At 72.3% G+C, this 18797-nt stretch carries 13 protein-coding genes; 11 read left to right on the forward strand and 2 right to left on the reverse strand.

Going from position 1 to position 18797, the window contains the following annotated elements:
* Window positions 1-163: 163 nt before the first annotated feature.
* The gene (leuS, locus tag AB0H83_RS16195; protein ID WP_360093456.1) at window positions 164-3001 is read left to right on the forward strand and encodes a leucine--tRNA ligase; all 2838 of its coding nucleotides are present in this window, start codon (window positions 164-166) and stop codon (window positions 2999-3001) included.
* Between the two features lie 282 nt (window positions 3002-3283).
* On the opposite strand, the gene AB0H83_RS16200 is transcribed toward leuS, so the two are convergent.
* Both AB0H83_RS16200 and AB0H83_RS16205 read right to left on the reverse strand, forming a co-directional pair.
* Window positions 3284-3994, reverse strand: a complete 711-nt coding sequence (locus AB0H83_RS16200) for a glutamine amidotransferase (RefSeq protein ID WP_360093459.1) — start codon at window positions 3992-3994, stop codon at window positions 3284-3286.
* Window positions 3984-5228, reverse strand: coding sequence for a MurT ligase domain-containing protein (locus tag AB0H83_RS16205; protein WP_360093462.1), 1245 nt, complete (start codon window positions 5226-5228; stop codon window positions 3984-3986). Before AB0H83_RS16205 ends, AB0H83_RS16200 begins: the two co-directional genes overlap by 11 nt.
* Window positions 5229-5645: 417 nt before the next feature.
* On the opposite strand from AB0H83_RS16205, the gene mraZ reads away from it, so the two are divergent.
* From mraZ to murC, 10 genes are all read left to right on the forward strand, one after another.
* On the forward strand, window positions 5646-6077 hold the full coding sequence (gene mraZ, locus AB0H83_RS16210) for a division/cell wall cluster transcriptional repressor MraZ (RefSeq protein ID WP_360093769.1): 432 nt from the start codon (window positions 5646-5648) through the stop codon (window positions 6075-6077).
* Window positions 6078-6341: 264 nt separating this feature from the next.
* A complete protein-coding gene (gene rsmH, locus AB0H83_RS16215; protein WP_360093465.1) occupies window positions 6342-7334 on the forward strand; it encodes a 16S rRNA (cytosine(1402)-N(4))-methyltransferase RsmH in 993 nt (330 codons plus the stop codon).
* Window positions 7331-7897 carry a hypothetical protein gene (locus AB0H83_RS16220; protein WP_360093468.1) on the forward strand — a complete coding sequence of 189 codons (567 nt, stop codon included), beginning with the start codon at window positions 7331-7333 and terminating at the stop codon, window positions 7895-7897. The genes rsmH and AB0H83_RS16220 overlap by 4 nt, the downstream gene beginning before the upstream one ends.
* A gap of 219 nt (window positions 7898-8116) precedes the next feature.
* On the forward strand, window positions 8117-10462 hold the full coding sequence (locus AB0H83_RS16225; protein ID WP_360093471.1) for a penicillin-binding transpeptidase domain-containing protein: 2346 nt from the start codon (window positions 8117-8119) through the stop codon (window positions 10460-10462).
* Window positions 10463-10507: 45 nt separating this feature from the next.
* Window positions 10508-12007: a UDP-N-acetylmuramoyl-L-alanyl-D-glutamate--2,6-diaminopimelate ligase gene (locus tag AB0H83_RS16230; protein ID WP_360093474.1), complete on the forward strand. Its 1500-nt coding sequence runs from the start codon at window positions 10508-10510 to the stop codon at window positions 12005-12007.
* The gene (gene murF / locus AB0H83_RS16235; protein WP_360093477.1) at window positions 12004-13404 is read left to right on the forward strand and encodes a UDP-N-acetylmuramoyl-tripeptide--D-alanyl-D-alanine ligase; all 1401 of its coding nucleotides are present in this window, start codon (window positions 12004-12006) and stop codon (window positions 13402-13404) included. Before AB0H83_RS16230 ends, murF begins: the two co-directional genes overlap by 4 nt.
* The gene (gene mraY / locus AB0H83_RS16240) at window positions 13401-14522 is read left to right on the forward strand and encodes a phospho-N-acetylmuramoyl-pentapeptide-transferase (RefSeq protein ID WP_360093480.1); all 1122 of its coding nucleotides are present in this window, start codon (window positions 13401-13403) and stop codon (window positions 14520-14522) included. Before murF ends, mraY begins: the two co-directional genes overlap by 4 nt.
* 73 nt (window positions 14523-14595) lie before the next feature.
* Window positions 14596-16038: a putative peptidoglycan glycosyltransferase FtsW gene (locus AB0H83_RS16245; RefSeq protein ID WP_360093483.1), complete on the forward strand. Its 1443-nt coding sequence runs from the start codon at window positions 14596-14598 to the stop codon at window positions 16036-16038.
* Window positions 16038-17144: an undecaprenyldiphospho-muramoylpentapeptide beta-N-acetylglucosaminyltransferase gene (gene murG, locus AB0H83_RS16250; RefSeq protein ID WP_360093486.1), complete on the forward strand. Its 1107-nt coding sequence runs from the start codon at window positions 16038-16040 to the stop codon at window positions 17142-17144. Before AB0H83_RS16245 ends, murG begins: the two co-directional genes overlap by 1 nt.
* Before the next feature lie 207 nt (window positions 17145-17351).
* Complete coding sequence (gene murC, locus AB0H83_RS16255) at window positions 17352-18791, forward strand: UDP-N-acetylmuramate--L-alanine ligase (RefSeq protein ID WP_360093489.1); 1440 nt, start codon at window positions 17352-17354, stop codon at window positions 18789-18791.
* The last annotated feature ends 6 nt before the right edge of the window (window positions 18792-18797 follow it).

An 18797-nucleotide genomic window follows, 5' to 3' on the forward strand; every position in this document is an offset into this window, starting at 1 on the left:
ATGACACGGGCTGTCCGGCTTCTTAGCGAGCCGTGCTGACGCACTGACTGCGTCCGCACGGCGACCCCTCCTGCGTGAGGGGTTTTTTCATGCCCGGACAATGGCGCCGGGCGAGGCTGGGAATCTTTGTGACATTCCCCGAGACGAAGGCGGCGAGGAACCCATGAGCGAGGCAGTCACCGACGGAGCGGTCGACATCCCGCCCTACCGGTACACGGCGGCGATGGCGGCGGACATCGAGGCGTGCTGGCAGGACTACTGGTCCGAACACAGCACCTTCTACGCGCCGAACCCGGCGGGCCCGCTCAGCGACCCGAGCCACCCGCGCGCCGGCGCGCCGAAGCTGTACGTGATGGACATGTTCCCGTACCCGTCGGGCTCGGGGCTGCACGTCGGGCACCCGCTGGGCTACATCGGCACCGACTGCTACACCCGGTACTTCCGCATGGCCGGCTACAACGTGCTGCACCCGATGGGCTTCGACGCGTTCGGCCTGCCCGCCGAGCAGTACGCGGTGCAGACGGGCACCCACCCGCGGATCACGACCGAGGCCAACGTCGAGCGGTACCGTGGCCAGCTGCGCAGGCTGGGCCTGGCCTACGACGACCGGCGCAGCGTCGCGACCACCGACACCGAGTTCTACCGCTGGACCCAGTGGATCTTCCTGAAGATCTTCAACGCGTGGTTCGACGCGGACGCGCAGAAGGCCCGCCCGATCGAGGAGCTGATCGAGCAGTTCTCCTCCGGCGCGCGCCCGACCCCCGACGGCCGGCCCTGGGCCGAGCTGACGCCGGTCGAGCGCCGCGAGGTGATCGACGGGTACCGGCTGGCCTACATCTCCGAGGCGCCGGTCAACTGGTGCCCCGGCCTGGGCACGGTCCTGGCCAACGAGGAGGTCACCCCCGACGGGCGCAGCGAGCGGGGCAACTTCCCCGTGTTCAAGCGCAGCCTGCGGCAGTGGATGATGCGGATCACCACGTACGGTGACCGGCTGCTGGACGACCTGGACCGGCTGGACTGGCCGGAGAAGGTCAAGACCATGCAGCGCAACTGGATCGGCCGGTCCCGCGGCGCCCACGTCGACTTCGCCACCGACGCCGGCGAGCCGATCCGCGTCTTCACGACCCGCCCCGACACGCTGTTCGGCGCGACGTACATGGTGCTGGCCCCGGAGCACGAGCTGGTCTCCTCACTGGTCCCCGCCGCCTGGCCGGCCGGTATCCCCGAGGTCTGGACCGGCGGGCACGCCACCCCGGGTGAGGCGGTCGACGCCTACCGTGCGTTCGCGGCGGGGAAGTCCGACGTGGAGCGGCAGGCCGACGCGAAGGAGAAGACCGGCGTCTTCACCGGCGCGTACGCCACCAACCCGGTCAACGGCGTGCGCATCCCCGTCTTCATCGCCGACTACGTGCTGGCCGGCTACGGCACCGGCGCGATCATGGCGGTGCCCGGCCAGGACGAGCGGGACTGGGCGTTCGCCGAGGTCTTCGACCTGCCGATCATCCGCACCGTGCAGCCGTCCGAGGGTTTTGAGGGTGGCGCTTTCACCGGGGACGGCCCGGCGATCAACTCGTCCTTCCTGGACGGTCTGGGCGTCACCGAGGCCAAGGCGAAGATCATCGACTGGCTGGAGGCCGAGGGCCACGGCGTCGGCGCCATCACCTACCGGCTGCGGGACTGGCTGTTCAGCCGGCAGCGGTACTGGGGCGAGCCGTTCCCGATCGTCTACGACGAGACCGGACTGCCGGTCGCGCTGCCGGAGTCGATGCTGCCGGTCGAGCTGCCCGAGGTCGAGGACTTCTCGCCGCGCACGTTCGACGTCGACGACGCCGACAGCATGCCCGAGACGCCGCTGTCGCGCGCCAAGGAATGGGTCGAGGTCACGCTGGACCTGGGTGACGGCCCCAAGTCGTACACCCGCGAGACCAACGTCATGCCGCAGTGGGCCGGTTCATCCTGGTACGAGCTGCGCTACCTGGACCCGTCCAATAAGGACGAACTGGTCGCGGCCGACAACGAGCGCTACTGGATGGGCCCGCAGCGGCCCGGCGACGTCGGCGGCGTCGACCTGTACGTCGGCGGCGTCGAGCACGCGGTGCTGCACCTGCTGTACGCCCGGTTCTGGCACAAGGTCCTGTTCGACCTGGGCCACGTCAGCAGCGAGGAGCCGTTCCGGAAGCTGTTCAACCAGGGCTACATCCAGGCGTACGCGTACACCGACGACCGCGGCGTCTACGTGCCCGCCGAGGAGGTCGAGGAGCGCGCACCCGGACAGTTCTTCTACAACGACGCCGCCGTCAAGCGCGAGTACGGCAAGATGGGCAAGTCGCTGAAGAACGTCGTCACGCCCGACGAGATGTGCGAGCGGTACGGCGCCGACACCTTCCGTGTCTACGAGATGTCGATGGGCCCGCTGGACGTGTCCCGCCCGTGGGAGACCCGCGCGGTCGTCGGCGCGCAGCGCTTCCTGCAGCGCGTCTGGCGCCTGGTCGTCGACGAGCAGACCGACGCCACCCGCGTCGTGGACACTCCCGTCGACGACGAGACCCGCCGCCTGCTGCACCGCGTCGTCGCCGGCGTCCGCGTCGACATCGAGGAGATGCGGTTCAACACGGCGATCGCGAAGCTGATCGAGCTGACGAACCGGGTCACCCAGGTCTCCTCGGCCGGCGCACCCCGCGAGGTCGTCGACCCACTGGTGCGCATGGTGTCGCCGTTCGCGCCGCACCTGGCCGAGGAGCTGTGGCAGCGGCTGGGCAACGACACGTCGATCGCCTATGCCGACTTCCCCGTCGCCGACCCCGCGTTCCTGGTCGCCGAATCGGTGAAGTACCCGGTGCAGGTCAACGGCAAGGTCCGCGGCGCGTTCGAGATCGCCGCCGACGCCGCCGAGGACGCGGTCCGCGAGGCCGCCCTGGCCGAGGTCGCCACCCACCTGGCCGGCAAGACCCCGAAGAAGGTCATCGTCGTGCCGGGCCGCATGGTCTCGGTCGTCGTCTGACCCCGTTGCCCGCCGCTCACGCTGCCATGTTCGGAGCGTGAGCGGCAGGTAACGCGACCTGAGATCAATTAGGTGGCCGGGGGTAAGGTGCTGGAAGAGGCCAGCGGGCGCCGATCTGGCCCGCCTGTCGCTGGAGCGGTCTGCCGCTTCCGGTCTACCGCTTGACTGGTCTCTGCTCGCGTGACGGGTCTAGGCCACCGCCGTGGAGCAGGAAGCGAGGAACGGCGACGAGGCGCCTTGCCGCGAAGGAACAGCGGCGAGGCGCCTCGTTGTGCGGCGTGGTTACTTGAGGACCGCGGACAGGCGTTCGTCGCGCAGGCGGGTCGGCCAGCGGTCGTCGATCGGCTCCATGGTCATGCCGGTCGCCCAGCGCAGCAGCAGGTCCGCGATGCCGGGGTTGCGGGCGAGGGCCGGGCCGTGGGAGTACGTGCCGAGCAGGCGCCCGTGCCACGCGCCCTCGGAGCGGCCGTCGTTGCCGATGCCGGCGGTGACCCGGGCGAGAGGGCGCACGCCTGGGCCGAGGTGGGTGCGGCCGCCGTGGTTCTCGAAGCCGGTGAGGGCCGGCAGGCCCAGCGCGGGGTCGACCTCCCCGGCCAGCTCGCCGACGGCGCGGGTCTCGCCGCGGTCGGAGTCCAGGTCGAGCAGGCCCAGGCCGGCGCACTTGGCGCCCTTGGCGTAGAAGGAGTTGCCCAGCAGCTGGTATCCGGCGCAGACGGAGAAGACGGTGGCGCCGCGCTCCACGGCGCGGTGCAGGCCGCCGTCGGCGATGAGCCGCTGCGCGGCCAGGGCCTGGGGGCCGTCCTCGCCGCCGCCGATGAGGTAGATGTCGCCGTCGGAGGGCACGGCCTGGTCGGCGCGGACCTCGGCGCACTCGACCGGCAGGCCGCGCAGGTCGGCCCGGCGGGCGAGGATGAGCAGGTTGCCCCGGTCGCCGTAGGTGGACAGCAGGTCCGGGTACAGCCAGATCAGGCGCAGGCGCGACTCAGTTGACACGGTCCAGCTCCGCTCTGATGTCCTGGAATGCGGTGTAGTTGGCGATGACCTCGAGCCGGCCCGGCGGCACCAGGGTCAGCGCCTGCGCGAAGGATTTCACGTGCTCGAACGGCACCTCGTTGACCTCGAGGCGGACCGCGAGGTCCATGGCCCGGTCGCCGGTGACGAGGACCCGCCGCCCGCGCAGCGAGGAGAAGTCCACGTCGTAGAGCCACGAGGTGTCCAGCCCGTCGGGGTCGCGGGCGTTGATGGACAGCAGGGTCGGCACGTCGTCGGCCATGTCGAAGGCCTCCAGCCAGCCGGCCGGGTTCTTCGACAGCAGCAGCCGCACGACCCGGCCGTCGCGCTCCACGACCGCGTACCGGCCGGCGATCGACGCGACCTTCGCCAGCTCCGGCACCGCCTTGGCCGGCGGCACGCCGAAGTGGGCGGCCACGGCGAGCGCGGTCGCGGCGTTGGCGCGGTTGACCCGGCCGGGCAGCTGCAGCTCGATGTGGTGGTAGGTGCCGGTGTTGTCCACGACCCCGTCGCCGGAGACGGCCCAGTGCGGCACGGGCCGGCTGAGGTTGCCGGCCACGCAGGCCCACTGGTCGCCGTTGCGCTCGATCGAGGCGCCGCACTCGGGGCACACCCACGAGTCGTCGTGGAAGCGCTGGCCGGCGGCGACCCAGGTGACGCCGGTGCCGGTGGCGACGGCCTTGCTCGCCGCCCACACCACCATCGGGTCGTCGGCGTTGGCGACGAGGTGCAGGTCGCGGCCGGGCAGCGCGTCGCGCCACAGGGCCGCCATCATCGCGACCTCCTTGGCCCGGTCGAGCTGGTCGCGGCTGAGGTTGAGCAGCGCGACGACCTTCGGGTGGGTCGCGTCGAGGACCTGCTTGAGGTAGTGCTCGTCGACCTCCAGCACCGCGTACGGCGTGGCGCCGGCCTTGGCCAGGGCGGACGTGTGCCCGGTGGGCATGTTCGCACCGAGGCTGTTGGTGGCGACGTCGCCGAGGACGCCCATGGCGGCGGCGGTGAGCCGGGTCGTGGTCGTCTTGCCGTTGGTGCCGGAGATCAGCGCGATCGCCCGGCCGGCGGCGAGCTCGGCGAGGAGGTTGGGGTCGACCATCAGGGCGATGCGGCCGCCGATGACGGAGCCGTCACCCCGGCCGGTGGCACGGGACAGTGCGGCAGCGCCGCGCGACAACGATGTGGCGAGCTTCGCCCGCATCGGGAGCTTGTGGTCCGTCATCTCACTTCCACGGTCGTCCGGCGATGCGCCAGAGGTTACCTGCCGCCGTGGATCGCACCCAACGCCTCCATCCGGAACGCGTCACCCCGCTGGTCGTCCCAGAACGCTCCACTTCTCTCCACCATCGTCCGGCCGGACCTTAACGCAGCCATAAAGGGCCAGCGAAGACCGCCCTTATAGGCGATTTGTCCGCATTGTTCGCCCGGCCAAACGACCGTCCGGGTGGCCGGGGTGCCGAACGTCCTCCACCGCACCCCACCCCGTTTGACGTGGGATTTCTTCATGCTCGCCGATGTCACTTCCGGTGTTTTCTCGTTGACGGTGGAGGGAAGTGGAGTACAGTGGAGCGCGATGGCGGAGCCGGGGGGCTCGGCCGACCCCGGGGGGACCGTTCGCGGTGGGAAGGGGTGGATGTCGATGTTTCTCGGCACCCACACTCCTCGCCTGGACGACAAGGGTCGGTTGATCCTGCCGGCCAAGTTTCGGGACGAGCTGGCGGGAGGTGTCGTGATCACCAAGGGGCAGGAGCGCTGCCTGTACGTGTTTCCCGGCGCCGAGTTCGCCCGGATCGCCGAGCAGCTGCGCGCGACACCGATGACCCACAAGGCCGCCCGGGCCTACAGCCGGGTGTTCTTCGCCAGTGCGCACGACGAGGTTCCCGATCGTCAGGGTCGGGTCACCATCCCGCAGCATCTCCGCGAGTATGCCGGGTTGGACCGCGAGCTCGTCGTGATCGGCGCGAGCACCAGGGTCGAGATCTGGGACCGCCAGGCATGGGACACCTACCTCGCCGAAAGCGAAGACGACTTCGCCGGCATCGAGGAGGGGGTGCTGCCGGGCGGGCTGTGAGGTCCATCTGCAGACACCAGTCGACCGCCGTGCCGCGAGCTCTCCAGCCGCTCCAAGGTCCTGACGCCACTTCCCCGGCGCCAGGGCGGAGTGGGCGGATGGGGAGCTGGCGGTACGGCGCTCGTGCACTACCGCCCCGCCGGAAACACGCCCGACGACCCGTGCAGCAGGACGTGAATCACGTTTCAGCTCAGCGGCGCACAGGGAACAGCAACGTTCAGCACGACGGCGGGGCCGCGAACCCGCCGCGGTAGGGGGTCGACGATGGGGGAGCGGGACATTCACGTTCCCGTGCTGCTCGAGCGCTGCCTCGAGCTGCTCGCCCCGGCGTTGGACCGCCCCGGCGCGCTGCACGTGGACGCCACGCTCGGCCTCGGTGGTCACGCCGAAGCCGTGCTCCTGGCGCATCCGCGGGTGCGGCTGCTCGGACTGGACCGCGACACCCAGGCGCTGCGGCTGGCCGGAGATCGGCTGGCACCGTTCGCCGACCGGACCCGTCTCGTGCACGCCGTCTACGACGAGCTCGGCGACGTGCTGGACGGCGAGGGCATCGACGGCGCGCTGTTCGACCTGGGGGTGTCGTCGATGCAGCTCGACGACGCCGAGCGTGGGTTCGCCTACGCCCAGGACGCACCGCTGGACATGCGCATGGACCAGACCCGCGGCGCCACCGCGGCCGAGGTGGTCAACACCTACAGCCACGGTGACCTCGCCAGGGTCCTGCGCGTGTACGGGGAGGAGAAGTTCGCCTCCCGGATCGCGCAGGCGATCCTGCGGGAACGCGCCAAGGGTGAGCTCAACTCGTCGGCCAGGCTGGCCGAGCTGGTCCGGGACTCGATCCCGGCACCGGCCCGGCGTACCGGCGGTCACCCGGCCAAACGCACGTTCCAGGCGCTGCGGATCGAGGTCAACGGCGAGCTCGCCGTGCTCGAGCGGGCGCTGCCGGCGGCGCTGGACGCGCTCAAGCCGGGCGGGCGGATGGTCGTGCTGTCCTACCACTCGCTCGAGGACCGCCTGGTCAAACAGGCGATCGCCGGGCGGGCCCGCTCCAGCGTGCCGGTCGAGCTGCCGTTCGAACCGCCCGGCAGCGAGCCGGAGCTGAAGGTACTCACCAGGGGAGCCGAGCTCCCCGACGCGGCCGAGGTAGCGGCCAACCCGCGGGCGGCGTCCGTGCGGCTCAGAGCCGTGGAGCGCAGACCGTCCGCGGACCGCAAGCAGCAGCAACAAGGCACAACCTCTGGGGGAGGTGTGAGATGAACGTGACGACACTGCCGGCCGACCGGCCGCGCAGGGCTCAGCAGGGGGCATCGCGGTCGGGGGGCCGGACCACGGCGCACCTGGCTGAGCAGCAGCACGACGACGCCCCGACCATCGGCGCGACGGCGCTCCAGCCGGAGCGGGGGACCACCGAGCCGGCACCGCAGCGCAAGCCCGACGGCAGGCCGGACAGCAGACCGGACAGCAAGCCGGGGCGCGACGGGCAGCGGCCACGGCTGCGGGTGGCACCACCGGCGCCCGTCAGCGCACCCCGCGCGCCATTCGTGGCGCTGGTACTGGTGCTCGTGCTCCTCGGCGTGATCGGCATCCTCGTGCTCAACACGCGGATCGCCGAGAACGCGTTCAAGCTCGACGCGCTCAGGACGAAGCAGAGCACCCTCGACCGGGACGAGGAGCGGCTGCGCAGCGACCTGGCCAACAAGGAGTCCCCGGTGACGCTCGCGTCGCGGGCCAAGCAGCTGGGCCTCGTGCCGTCGCGCACGCCGGCCTTCCTGCTGCTGCCGGACGGGACCAAGCTCGAGATGCCGGGCCCGGGCAAGTAAGCACCGGCAGGCGCCAACTCAACAACGGGAAGTTGCAGGACGATGGCTGGCGACACTCCTGATCGGCGGGGCGGCACCGAACGGCGCGGGGGCGCCGGGCGGGAGGCTGGCTCCGGAGGTGACGCCGGCCGGCAGCGGACGGGGGGTCGCGCCGGCGCGGGGGGTGCCGGTGCGGCCGCCCGTTCCCGGGCCGGCGCCGACCCCGCCGCCGAGCCGCCGGTGCGCGGCACGATGTCCGAGGCGCGCCGGTACACGCCGCGGGGGCGCAGCGTCCGCGACGCGTCCGTCGAGCACGCCGGCACGGGACGGGGCGACCCGTTCCGGCCGGCCCTCGAAGTGCTGCAGGGCGGCCGCTCCGACACCGGCCGCCGCGCCGCGGGCCGCGCCGCCGACACCCCCCGCACGCCGAAGACCGATTCCCGCGACCCGCGCGGCAAGACAAGCAGCGACCCGCGCGCCGCGAGGACCGGCGCCGAGCCACGCCCCGCGAGAGCAGGCAGCGACCCGCGCGCCGCGAGGACCGGCGCCGAGCCACGCCCCGTAAAAGCAGGCAGCGACCCGCGCGCCCCGAAGACGGACCCCGCGGACCGGCCGCGTCTGCGCACCCAGGCCCGCACCCCGCAGCGCCCGCGCCGCGCCCTGTTCGACCTCGACGCCGAGCCGCGCACCGGCAGGACCCGCGCACCGTTGCAGCGGACCGCCGCCGTGCGCGGCTCAGGCCGTACACCGGCGAAACGGACGACACCGGTCCGCAAACCGCGCAAGCAGAGCCGGGTCCGGGTGCCCCGGCTGCCGCGCACCACCCGCGCGCCGAAGCTCGCCGAGCCGCGCCGCCGGCTGCGCCTGGCCACGGTGGTGGCGCTGCTGATGTTCGCCGCCATCGGCATCCGCCTGGTGCAGCTGCAGCTCACCGACGCCAGCGCCTACGCCGCCGAGGGGCTCGAGGACCGGCTCGTGCACGAGGTGCTGCCCGCGTCGCGGGGCGCGATCCTCGACCGCACCGGCAAGATCCTCGTCCACTCGGTGGAGACCCGGTACGTCGCCGCCGACCCGATGGTGATCAAGGACCCGGAGAAGACGGCCGACCAGCTGTTCGCGATCCTCGACCGCTACGGGGTGCTGCGCTCCGACCTGGTCCGGCTGCTGACCCCGCACAAGCGGGCCGACGGCAAGACCGACGCGCGGTTCGAGTACCTCGCGCACCAGATCGACGTCGAGGACGGCGACCGGATCACCGCGCTCGGCTACGGCGGCGCGATCAGGGTCGCCCGCGACGAGCGCCGCCACGTGCCCGGCTACGACCTCGCCTCCAACGTGATCGGCTACACCCGCAAGAGCGACCTGTCCGGCCAGCTCGGCATCGAGCGGGCCTACGACGCGCAGCTGCGCGGCGTGGACGGCGAGCACATCTATGTGCACGGCGAGGGCGACCTGGACAAGCCGCTGCCGCTGGGCGTGCAGGAGCTCACCCCGGCCCGCCCGGGCAGCTCCGTCGAGCTGACCATCGACGCCGACCTGCAGTATTCGGTGCAGAGCACCCTCGGCGCGAGGATGACGGCGCTCGGCGCCAGCTTCGGCACCGCGATCGTGCTCGACAGAAGGACCATGGAGGTCATGGCGATGGCGAGCTACCCGTCCTTCGCCGCCGCCGACCCCGGCAAGTCGCCGCCGGAGCAGCTCAAGGACCAGTGCACCGCCACCGTGTTCGACCCGGGCTCGATCCACAAGGCGATCGTCATGGCCGCCGCGCTGCAGGAGGGCCTCATCACGCCGTCCTCCACGATCACCGTCAACGCCAGGGTCAAGAAGGGCGACACGACCTACACCGACCACCCGCCGCAGAAGGACGGCACGGCGATGACCATTCCGGGCATCCTCGCGCTGTCGTCCAACGTCGGCACCATCGCCGTGGCGGACCTGCTCGGCAAGGACAAGCTGTACGAGTACCAGCGTAAGTTCGGCCTCGGCGAGCGCACCGGCGTCGGCCTGCCCAACGAGTCGCCCGGCCAGCTGCTGCCGCCGGGCAAGTGGAGCGGGTCCAGCCCCGGCTCGATCCCGATCGGCAACGGCGTGGCCACGACCGCGATCCAGATGGCCGCCGTCTATGGCGCCATCGCCAACGACGGCCTGTGGGTCCAGCCGACCCTGGTTCGCAAGATCATCGCGCCGGACGGTACGCAGACGAAGCCGGCCCCGCGGGTGACCCGGCGGGTGATGGACCCGGTGCACGCCCAGCAGCTGCGCACGATGCTGGAGGGCGTCACGACCCTCGACGCCGCGACCGGTCACCAGGCGGCGATCCCCGGCTACCGGATCGCGGGCAAGACCGGCACGTCGAAGCTGCCCCAGGACGGCGGGTACGCGCCCGGCGACGTGGTGTCGTTCATCGGCATGGCGCCGGCGGAGGCGCCGCGGTACGTGGTGGCGGTGACCGCCCACGTGCCCGGCGGTGGCGGCGGGTCCATCGCCGCGCCGTTGTTCAAGGAGATGATGGCGGTCACCCTGAGCAACTTCGGGGTGGTGCCGACGGGCACCGAGGCGCCGAAGCTGACGATCTACCCGTGACACCGACTCTGCTACTTCGCGGTGGGACGGGTAGGGTCTGACCCCGTGCCCGGCTATCCCCGCCCGAGGAGTGTCCGCCCCGTGCTCGCCGTCGAGCTGGCGGCCGTCGCAGGCGCGCCCATGACGGCCCAGGACGGCGAGGTCGCCGTCACCGGCGTGACGCACAGTAGTGCTTCGGTTCGTCCGGGTGACCTGTACGCGGCACTGCCCGGCTCGCGGGTGCACGGCGCGCAGTTCGCCGAGCAGGCCCGGGCCGCCGGCGCGGTCGCGGTGCTGACCGACCCGGCCGGCGCCGCGCGGATCACGGATCTGCCGGCGATCGTGGTCGACGACCCGCGCGCGGCCCTCGGCGACGTCGCCTCGCACGTGTACGGCGAGCCGAGCCGGCAGCTGACCACGATCGGCATCACCGGCACCGCCGGCAAGACCTCCACCGCGTACCTCATCGAGGCCGGCCTGCGGGCCGCCGGGCAGGTGACCGGGCTCATCGGCACCGTCGAGACCCGCCTCGGCGACCTCACGATCGACAGCGCCCGCACCACGCCCGAGGCGACCGACCTGCACGCGCTGTTCGCCGCCGGGCTCGAACGCGGCGTCGAGGCGGTCGTCATGGAGGTGTCCAGCCACGCCCTGGAGCTCGGCCGGGTCAACGGGGTCCGGTTCGCGGCCGCCGGATACACCAACTTCGGCATGGACCACCTCGACTTCCATCCCGACGTCGAGGCGTACTACGCGGCGAAGGCGCGCCTGTTCGACGGCCGCGCCGCGACCGAGATCCTGAACCTCGACGACGAGCGGGTGATGCGCCTGCGCAAGCCCGCCACGTGGACGTACTCCGCGGCCGGGGCGCCGGACGCGGACCTGCGCGCCACGGACATCACCCCCGACGGCTACGGGCAGCACTTCACCGTGACCCGGCGCGGTGTGTCCGTCGCCTCCGGCGTCGGCCTGCCCGGCCGGCACAACGTCGCCAACGCGCTGCTGGCGGTCGCCGCGCTCGTCGCCGTCGGCGTCGACCTCGCCGTCGCCGCGAAGGCGGTGGCCGCCGCGCCCGGCTCGCCCGGGCGGATGGAGCGCGTCGACGCGCCCGGCGAGGTGCTCGGCGTCGTGGACTACGCGCACAAGCCCGACGCGATGGTCGAGGTCCTCGCCGCGCTGCGGACCCTCGCCGCGTCCCGCGGCGGCCGGGTCATCTGCGTCGTCGGCGCCGGCGGCGACCGTGACCGCGGCAAGCGGCCGCTGATGGGGCGGGCCGCCGCGGCCGGCGCCGACCTTGTCGTCGTCACCGACGACAACCCGCGCACCGAGGACCCCGCCGCCATCCGGGCGGAGGTGCTCGCCGGTACCAGGGACGGCGCCGCCACCGTCGTGGAGGTCGACGGCCGCCGCGCCGCCATCGCCCACGCGGTCGCGCAGGCGCGCCCCGGCGACGTCGTCGCGCTGCTCGGCAAGGGCCACGAGCGCGGCCAGGAGGTCGACGGCGAGGTCCTGCCGTTCGACGACCGGGTCGAGCTGGCCGCGGCGCTGCGGGCGGCCGCCGCATGATCCCCTTCACCGTCGCCGAGATCACCGCCGCCGTCGGCGGCACCCTGCACGCCGCCGACGGCACGGTCGCAGCCGCGGTCGTGGACGGCCCGGTCGAGTACGACTCCCGCAAGGTCGCCCCGGGCGGGCTGTTCGTCGCGTTCGCCGGCGCGAAGGTCGACGCCCACGAGTTCGCCGCCAAGGCCGTCGCCGACGGCGCCGTCGCCGTCCTCGGCAGCCGCCCCGTCGACGGCGTGCCCATGATCGTCGTCGAGGACCCCAGGGCCGCCCTCGGGCTGCTCGCCCGGGCCGTGCTGGAGCGCCTCGACGGGCTGACGGTCGTCGCGGTCACCGGCTCGTCGGGCAAGACGAGCACCAAGGACCTCATCGCGGCGCTGCTGCGCACCACCGGGCCGACCGTGGCGACCACCGCCTCGGAGAACAACGAGCTCGGCACGCCGTACACCGTGCTCAAGGCCACCGCCGGCACCCGCTACCTGGTGCTGGAGATGGGCGCCCGCGGCGTCGGGCACCTGCGGTACCTGTGCGACATCGCGCCGCCGGACGTGTCCGTCGTGACCAACGTCGGCACGTCGCACATCGCCGAGTTCGGCTCCCTGGAGGGCACCACCCAGGCCAAGGGTGAGCTCGTCGAGGCGCTGCGGCCCTCCGGGCTCGCCGTGCTCAACGCCGACGACCCACGCGTCGCCGGCATGGCCGGGCGCACCGCGGCGAGGGTCGTGCTCGCCGGCGAGTCCGGCGCCGCCGCGGTCCGGGCGACCGGCGTGCGCGACCTCGGCCGCGGCCGGTTCGGCTTCACCCTGCACGTCCCCGGCGCCGACCCGGTCGAGGTGCGCCTCGACGTCGCCGGGCGGCACCAGGTCGGCAACGCGTTACTCGCCGCTGCCGTAGCGTCGCACGCCGGAGTGGAACCGGCCGCGATCGCCGCCGGACTCGGCGATCTAGAGGGCTTGTCGACCCGAAGGATGGATGTCTTCGACCGTGCCGACGATGTCACGGTCATCGACGACTCGTACAACGCCAATCCGGCGTCCATGGCGGCGGCACTGCGGGCGCTCGTCGCGGTGGCCGGCGGACGGCGGATGATCGCGGTGCTCGGCTACATGGCGGAGCTCGGCGAGTACGAGCGAACCGGACACGAGGAGGTCGGTCGCCTCGCCGCGGAACTCGGCGTCGACCGTCTCGTGGCCGTGGGCGAGCAGGCCGCGCCGATCCTGCACGGTGCGTCCGTCGTGGCGAGTTGGGGAGGAGACCCGGTGCTCGTGACCGATCAGGAGGCCGCCGTCGCGCTGCTGCGCGACGAGCTGCGCCCCCGCGACGTGGTCCTGGTCAAGGGATCCAGGTACCGGACGTGGGACATCGCCGACGCCCTGCGCGCTGAGGCGGCGGCCAAGTGAGGGCGGTCTTCGTCGCCGCGTTCGTGGCGTTTCTCATCTCGCTGTTCGGCACCCCGATCGCGATCAGGTACTTCACCCGGCTCAAGGCCGACCAGCCGATCCGCACCGACGGGCCGCAGGGGCACCTGGGCAAGAAGGGCACGCCCACGATGGGCGGCGTGGTCTTCATCTTCGCCACGCTCATCGCCTACACCGGCGGGCACATCGCGCTGACCACGCTGCCGGAGAAGCAGCTGCGCCCCAGCGGCCCGACCGCGACCGCGGTGGTCCTGCTGGGCCTGTTCGTCTTCACCGGCCTGCTCGGCTTCCTCGACGACTACCTCAAGGTCGCCAAGCGCAACAGCGACGGGCTCAACAAGCGCGGCAAGCTCATCGGCCAGGCGCTGATCGGTGCGATCTTCGGCGCGATCGCCCTGTACGTGCCGGCGGAGAAGACCGGCGACGCGGTCGTCACCACGGTGGCCAGCCCGAAGCTGTCGTGGGTCCACGACATCGACTGGCTCAACATCACCAAGGTCGGCGCGGTCGTCTTCTTCGTGTTCGTGGTCATGTCGATGTCCAACGCGGTCAACCTGACCGACGGCCTCGACGGCCTGGCCACCGGCACCTCGATCCTGGTGATCGGCAGCTACATGGCGATCGCGTTCTGGCAGTACCGGCACTGGTGCGCCGACCCGGAGTACACCGCCAACTACTGCTACGACGTGCGCGACCCCCTGGAGATGGCCCTGATCGCGGGCGCCGCCGTCGGCGCGCTGGTCGGCTTCCTGTGGTGGAACACGTCGCCGGCGCGGATCTTCATGGGCGACACCGGCTCCATGGCGCTGGGCTCGCTCATCGCCGGGCTCGCCGTGGCGACCAAGACCGTGCTGCTGCTGCCGCTGATGGGCCTGCTGTTCTTCATCATCGTCGTGACGTGGATCATGCAGATCGGCTCGTACCGCACGACCGGCAAGCGCATCTTCCGGATGGTGCCCCTGCAGCACCACTTCGAGCTGGCCGGCTGGAGCGAGGTCAACATCGTCGTCCGCTTCTGGATCATCGCCGGGCTGGGCATGGCCGCGTCGCTGGGCCTGTTCGCCGCCGACTTCCTGCGGGTGATGAGCGGCTCCGGCTGACCCGCGCCGGCGCCGACACGCCGGGATCCCGTGGTCGTCCGGCCGCGCGGGTCCCGGCTGCATGATGGTCCCCATGCGGGGCGACGGTGAGCAGGACACGGTTGCGGCGGCTGCGTCGGTACCGGCGGCGCCGCCCGGCAACGGCATCCTCGGCTGGTTCGACGCGCTGCGGGGACTGCTCGACCGACCACTCGCGTCCTACTATTTGCTGCTGTCCAGCGTCGGGCTGCTGGTCTTCATCGGCCTGACCATGGTGTTCTCCGTCACCGGCATCGAGAGCGTGGCGGACAACGGCAGCCCGTTCGGGCCCGTATTCAAGCAGACGATCTTCGCGGTGGTCGGCCTGGTCGCCTTCTGGGTCTGCCAGCGGCTGCCGGTGCGCACGTTCCGGGCGATCGCCGTGCCGCTGCTCATCGCCGCGTTCGTGCTCATGGGATTCGTCGACCTGATGGGCTGGCTCGCCGCGAGCCGCACCCCTCCCGGCGCGGAGGTGAACCCGATTCACCTGGGGCCGATCTGGGCCGAGGACCTGTGGCTGCACCTCGGCGGCGTCCAGGTGCAGCCGGCGGAGCTGGCCAAGGTCGCCCTCGTCGTCTGGGGCGCCGACCTGCTGGTGCGCAAGGGGCGCATGATCCTGTCATGGCGCGAGCTGTTCCTGCCGCTGCTGCCGGTCACCGTCGTGCTGCTGCTGCTCGTCGGGTACAACGACCTCGGCTCCATGATCTGCCTGGTGGTGCTGTTCACCGGGCTGCTGTGGGCGGCCGGGGCCAGGCTGCCGGTCTTCGGCTGGCTCGGCGGCCTCGTGGTGGCCGGCGTGCTGGCACTGATCCTCCTGCCGGCAGAGAAGGACTACCGGCTGGCCCGCATCAAGGTCTTCTTCGACCCGTCCATCGACGCCGACGCGACCGCCGGGCGGTACCAGTACCTGCGCGGTCTCTGGGCGATCGGCAACGGCGGCTGGTTCGGCGTCGGGCTTGGCGAGAGCCAGCTGAAATGGGGGCGGCTGCCCAACGCGCACAACGACTTCATCTTCGCCATCGTCGCCGAGGAGCTCGGCGTCGTCGGCTGCCTGGTCGTGCTGGTGCTCTTCGGCATGCTCACCTACACCGGCCTGCGCATCGCCCGCCGGGTCGAGGACCCCTTCCGCCGGCTCGTCGCCGCCGCGATCACCATCTGGTTCGTCGGGCAGGCGATCATCAACATCGGCGGTGTCGTCGGGCTCATGCCGATCACCGGCCTGCCGCTGCCGTTCATCTCCGACGGCGGCAGCGCCCTGGTCGTGGCACTCGGCGCGGCCGGGATGCTCAGCTCCGCGGCCCGCGCCGAGCCCGACTGTGCCAGAGCCATGCATGCCCGTCCGCCGCGAAAGTGGGTGCGACTACTCTGGGCGCCGTTGCCGCCGCTGCCGCGCGCACGCTCGGAGAGCGACGGTGACGTCCCCTCGACACGCGCGACGGGTCGTCCCCTGGTGCCCAACGGCAGCAGCCCCGGGCGGACCCGCGGAAGGAGCTCCTGATGGCAGCGCTGCGTTCCGTGGTGCTGGCCGGCGGAGGCACCGGCGGGCACATCTACCCGCTGCTCGCCTTCGCCGACTGCCTCCGCCGGCACGATCCCGGCCTGCGGATCACCTGTATCGGTTCGGAGCGCGGGATGGAGGGTGAGATCATCCCGCAGCGCGGCTACGACCTGCGCCACGTCCCCGCCTTCCAGCTGCCGCGCTCGGTGAACATGAACCTGGTCCGCACCCCGGACCGGATGTACAAGGCGGCGAAGGCGACCCGCGAGATCCTCGACGAGGTCGAGGCGGACGCGGTCGTCGGGTTCGGCGGGTACGTCTCGGTCCCGGCCTACATCGCCGCCTGGCGGCGCAAGACGCCGACGGTCATCCACGAGGTCAACGTGCCGGTCGGCGTGGCCAACAAGATGGGCATGCGCTTCACCAAGCACATCGTGCTCGGCTTCCCGCACCAGGCGCAGCAGATCCCGGCCGTGGCGCACGCCGAGGTGGTCGGGGTGCCGCTGCGGCAGAGCATCGCCACCCTGGACCGGGCGGCGCTGCGGGAGCGGGCCAGGGCCCACTTCGGCCTCGACCCGCACCTGCCGACGCTGTTCGTGTTCGGCGCGTCCGCCGGGGCCCGCTCGATCAACCTGGCGGTGTCCGGCGCGGCGAAGCAGATCACCGCCGCCGGGGTGCAGGTGCTGCACATCATCGGCGCGCGCAACGACGACGTCGAGGTGCCCAGCGGGCTGCCCGCGCCGTACGTGAAGGTCAAGTTCCTGTCGGAGATGGAGCTCGGCTACGCCGCCGGCGACCTGGCACTGTGCCGGGGCGGCGCGATGACCTGCGCCGAGACGGCCGCGGTCGGCATGCCGGCGATCTACGTGCCGCTGCCGTGGGGCAACGGCGAGCAGCGCCGCAACGCGCTGCCGGTCGTCGAGGCCGGCGGCGGGCTGATCGTGGAGGATGGCGACCTGTCGCCGCAGTGGGTCACCGACACGGTGGTGCCCTTGGTCCGCGACGGGGCGCGGCTCGCGGCCATGAGCCACGCCGCCGCCGGCTACGGCCGCCGCGACGGCGACGAGGCCCTGCGCCGGTACCTGCTGAAGGTGGTCGGGGCATGACCGGGCCGGAGCGTAGCGGAGGGCTGGTCATCATGGGCGCAGTCGTCGGGTCAGGACGGCGCTGGAGCGCAGCGGAGGTGACGGCATGACCGGGCCGGAGCGTAGCGGAGGGCTGGTCATCATGGGCGCAGTCGTCGGGTCAGGGCGGCGCCGGAGCGCAGCGGAGGTGACGACATGACCGGGCCGGGGCACAGCGGAGGTGACGGCATGACCGGGGCGCTGACGGCCGAGGATCTCGGGACCGTGCACCTGGTCGGGGTGGGCGGGGTCGGCATGAGCGGCCTGGCGAGGCTGCTGCTCACCCGCGGCATCCCCACCTCCGGCAGCGAGCTGCGGGAGTGGCCGCAGCTGGCGGCGCTCAAGGCGCTCGGCGGCACGATCTTCCGCACCCACCAGCCGTCCAACCTCGACGGGGTCGACACGGTCGTCTACTCGACCGCGATCCCGCAGGACCACGTCGAGCTGGTCACCGCCCGCGAGCGGGGGCTGCGCCTGATGCACCGCTCCGAGGCTCTCGCCGCGACCATGGTCGGCCGGCGCAGCGTTGCGGTCGCCGGTACCCACGGCAAGACCACCACCACGTCGATGATCACGCTGATGCTGCAGCACGCCGGGCTCGACCCGTCGTTCGTCATCGGCGGCGAGATCTCCGAGGTCGGCTCCAACGCCCATCACGGCAGCGGCGAGCTGTTCGTGGCCGAGGCCGACGAGAGCGACCGGTCGTTCCTGCTCTACAACCCGCACGTCGCGGTCGTCACCAACATCGACGCCGACCACCTCAACACCTACGGCGACCTGCAGGGCCTCGAGGACGCGTTCGTCGAGTTCTGCGCCCGGGTCGAGCCCGGCGGGTTCGTGGTGACCTGCGCCGACGACCCCGGCGCGCAGCGCATGACGGTGCGGGTCCGCGCCGCCGGCGGTGACGTCGTCACCTACGGCACCGCCCCCGACGCCGACCTGCGCCTGAGCGAGGTGCGCTCCTCGGCGCAGGGCGTGCGCTACGTGGCGCACCACGACGAGGTGCCGCTCGGTGAGGTGTACCTGCCGGTGCCCGGCGCCCACCTGGGCCTGAACTCGGCCGGGGCGCTGCTCACCGCGCTGCGGCTGGGCATCCCCGCGGAGTCGGCGATCGAGGCGCTGTCGACGTTCCCCGGGGTGCGGCGCCGGTTCGAGTTCAAGGGCGCCGAGGGCGGCGTGCGGATCTACGACGAGTACGCCTACCACCCGGTGCCGATCGCCGCGGCCATGCACACGCTGCGCGAGGTCGCCGCGGGCGGGCGGCTGGTGGTGGTGTTCCAGCCGTACCGGATGTACCGCACCCGCGACTTCCAGGCCGAGATCGCCGCCGCGCTGTCCCTGGCCGACGAGGCGATCGTCATGGAGGTCTTCGGCCCGGGCGAGGTCCGCGAGCCGGGGGAGGGCGGGGTCGCGCTGACCGCCGCCGTCGACCTTCCCGAGGAGCGCAAGGTGTTCGTGCCGTCGTGGGAGGACGTGCCCGGCGAGGTCATCGCCCGCGTCCGCGAGGGCGACGTCGTCGTCACCATGGGCGCGCCGCCGATCTCGCTGATGGGCGACGAGCTGCTCGCCGCGCTGAAGGACGCCGCCGGCGGCTACGTCGGCAGGCACAACCGGCCCGACGGGGGCTGAGCGCCC

This window comes from Dactylosporangium sp. NPDC050688, from assembly GCF_040654515.1.
In the GTDB taxonomy this organism is placed as follows: Bacteria; Actinomycetota; Actinomycetes; order Mycobacteriales; family Micromonosporaceae; genus Dactylosporangium.

Excerpts from the sequence above, each read along its gene's own strand:
- AB0H83_RS16220 (WP_360093468.1), top strand. The coding sequence starts at position 7,331 with ATGAACGTGACGACACTGCCGGCCGACCGGCCGCGCAGGGCTCAGCAG.
- murC (WP_360093489.1), top strand. The coding sequence starts at position 17,352 with ATGACCGGGGCGCTGACGGCCGAGGATCTCGGGACCGTGCACCTGGTC.
- leuS (WP_360093456.1), top strand. The coding sequence starts at position 164 with ATGAGCGAGGCAGTCACCGACGGAGCGGTCGACATCCCGCCCTACCGG.
- murG (WP_360093486.1), top strand. The coding sequence starts at position 16,038 with ATGGCAGCGCTGCGTTCCGTGGTGCTGGCCGGCGGAGGCACCGGCGGG.
- AB0H83_RS16205 (WP_360093462.1), bottom strand. The coding sequence starts at position 5,228 with ATGACGGACCACAAGCTCCCGATGCGGGCGAAGCTCGCCACATCGTTG.
- rsmH (WP_360093465.1), top strand. The coding sequence starts at position 6,342 with ATGGGGGAGCGGGACATTCACGTTCCCGTGCTGCTCGAGCGCTGCCTC.
- AB0H83_RS16245 (WP_360093483.1), top strand. The coding sequence starts at position 14,596 with ATGCGGGGCGACGGTGAGCAGGACACGGTTGCGGCGGCTGCGTCGGTA.
- murF (WP_360093477.1), top strand. The coding sequence starts at position 12,004 with ATGATCCCCTTCACCGTCGCCGAGATCACCGCCGCCGTCGGCGGCACC.
- mraZ (WP_360093769.1), top strand. The coding sequence starts at position 5,646 with ATGTTTCTCGGCACCCACACTCCTCGCCTGGACGACAAGGGTCGGTTG.